The 2,344-nt window shown below is 33.7% G+C and carries 3 protein-coding genes; all 3 read right to left on the bottom strand.

All coding sequences use genetic code 11. From position 1 onward, the window contains the following. Nucleotides 1-151 precede the first annotated feature (151 nt). The 3 genes from ACNQGD_RS14935 to ACNQGD_RS14965 all read right to left on the bottom strand — a co-directional run bounded on the left by ACNQGD_RS14935 (nt 152) and on the right by ACNQGD_RS14965 (nt 1,808). Nucleotides 152-1,105, bottom strand: a complete 954-nt coding sequence (locus ACNQGD_RS14935; RefSeq protein WP_470303492.1) for an ISAon1 family transposase — start codon at nt 1,103-1,105, stop codon at nt 152-154. 13 nt (nt 1,106-1,118) lie between these two features. Beyond that, a complete protein-coding gene (locus ACNQGD_RS14930) occupies nt 1,119-1,481 on the bottom strand; it encodes an ISAon1 family transposase N-terminal region protein (protein WP_417999835.1) in 363 nt (120 codons plus the stop codon). Between the two features lie 219 nt (nt 1,482-1,700). Next, nucleotides 1,701-1,808, bottom strand: a complete 108-nt coding sequence (locus ACNQGD_RS14965) for a hypothetical protein (RefSeq protein ID WP_470303491.1) — start codon at nt 1,806-1,808, stop codon at nt 1,701-1,703. Nucleotides 1,809-2,344: the final 536 nt, after the last annotated feature.

Here is a 2,344-nt window from a genome sequence, read left to right as displayed (position 1 = left end):
CAGATTATTTTAAATCCTAATCATGTATGTGATGAGGATTTTCGTATGCTATCCGAAACTAATACCAAACAAGATTTTTAACACATATTCAAAAGATTGCACAGATTAGAGAAAAGTAGGATCAATCCCAAAACCTGTGGAGCGATAAAAATTAAGCATAAATATTAGTTAGTCTAAAAAAGAAGAATTCTATATTTCTAACTCCTCTGAATTGAGCTCTAAATGCCTTTATTTTAGCATTGTAAGATTCTGACGAAGCATTTGTGCTTCTATTATCAAAATAGTTCAAAATAGTTTGATAGTGATTTACTATAGATCGAGAGATTGTATTAAAGGATTTGAACCCGGATTGGTTTACTTTTTCGTGCCATTTGGCTAATTTTGCAAATCCGATTATTTTATCTGTTGTCTTTTCAAAGATGTTGCGCAAGTCTTGTGTTAGATTGTATGCTTTTTGAATTTCAGGATACAATTCAAATAATAATGCCGCACGTTCTATTTGGTTTGCCGACCATTTTGATTTGTTTTTGTAAAAGAAATAGCGACTTCTGGCCAGTAATTGTTTAAGAGTATCTCCATTAGCCAAGACTTCAGACTCGAACCTTTTCTTGTTTTTCTTGGCTTTTTCTATGCCCTCGTTTTCCTGGTCTATGGCTTGCCATCTGTATTTGATCCTTATTTCTTGTAAAGCTTCTGTAGCCAGTTTTTGAACATGGAAGCGGTCGGTTACCCTTGTTGCATTTGGAAAACATTTCTTAGCAATTAATCCCATATTCGCTGCCATAACCAGCGTAATCTCTGTTACTTGATTGCACGCTTTGAGAGGGATTTTTTCAATAATAGAAATTACAGTGTCGGCTTTAATTCCGGCAATCATGGCAACTATAGTTCCTTTCTTTCCTTTTGCTGCTTTATTGGTCAAAATAGTATAGAGTTCACCATTGGAGAGTGAAGTTTCGTCTATCGATAAACGTTTGCCTAAATTCTCTGGAATAATAAGCCATTGTTTGGCGTGTGATAGTTGATTCCAGGTTTTGAAGTCATTTAAGAAATCTTTATATTGATGTTGCAGTTTTTTACCCGTAACTCCGTAAAAAGAAGCAATAGCATTACAGTCATTAGGCTTGGAATCTATTGATCTCTTTTAAAAAAGACGCAAACTCTTGTGTTACCCGAGTTCCGTCTGCTACTAAATTCCAATCTCTGAAAATGACTTGCCCAGTATCTTCATTAAGCCATTTCCTGCGAGTGATATGAAGATATACTTGTTGTCCACGAATTAGGAAATCCTGAACGGTTATCTCGTCAAAGAATCCTTTGGAACTTAATTTATATTGTCGGTATTCTTTAGGGATCGAATTGATCTCCTTTAAGTAAAGATGAAGTATTTCTTCTCCTTTTTGATAAGAAGTAAGTTCAAAGTATTCAACAATAATTTCTGGTAATAATAATTTGATAAGTTCGCTATAAGAATCTTGCATTTGTATCTGATTTTGAAATACAAATATCCTTGTTTTAATATTTCCCCACAACTTTTAGGACTGATCCAAAATAAGCCTTTGTTTGGCGTGTAATAGTTGATTCCAGGTTTTGAAGTCACTTAAGAAATCTTTATATTGATGTTGCAGTTTTTTACCCGTAACTTCATAAAAAGAGGCAATAGCATTGCAATCATTAGGCTTAGAATCTATTGATCTCTTTTAAAAAAACGCAAACTCTTGTGTTACATGAGTTGCGTCTGATACTAAATTCCAATCTCTATAAACGACTTCTCCGGTATCCTCATTAAGCCATCTTCTTTGGGTGATGAGTAGGTATACCTGTTGTCCGCGAATTGGGAAATTCTAAACCGTTATCTTGATCCGAATAAAATTAAAAAAATGATTAAGATGTTTCTCGTTATTTAAAAAGAGATTATGATTTGTATATAATGTGTTGGGCTATACGCTGCAAGTCCTTGAAAAATTTCATTTCATTCCATTTTCCTGCTTTACTGGTTATAATAGGCGGCTGACTTTGTGATTTCGACAAAGGAGAAATTTCAATCAACAATATACATTACCTTATATATAAGGAGTAAAGTATACACCTATAAATGTTGCCATTCATAGGTATTTACTCATGAATTTCCTTTTCCTTCTGATATTCCCGAAGCTTGAGCCGGGTATAGGAAAAAACTTCCGTTTCAAAATTATAGATATCAGCTAGTTAAAGATTAGGTTAAGAAAATATTAAAAAAAGCGTTTAAAAAAGCTTGAATAACTGAATAAAGGTGCTAGTTTTGCACCCGCAATGGCGCAGAAGTTCTTTAAAATACTGGCAAGTTAATTAGATCGAGAGGGAA

This window comes from Flavobacterium glucosi, assembly GCF_048286535.1.
In the GTDB taxonomy this organism is placed as follows: domain Bacteria; phylum Bacteroidota; class Bacteroidia; order Flavobacteriales; family Flavobacteriaceae; genus Flavobacterium.
Note: the sequence above shows the minus strand (reverse complement) of the source record. Positions and strands in the feature narration are given on the sequence as shown.

Coding starts and splice junctions, on each gene's coding strand:
- ACNQGD_RS14930 (WP_417999835.1), bottom strand. CDS start 1,481: ATGCAAGATTCTTATAGCGAACTTATCAAATTATTATTACCAGAAATT.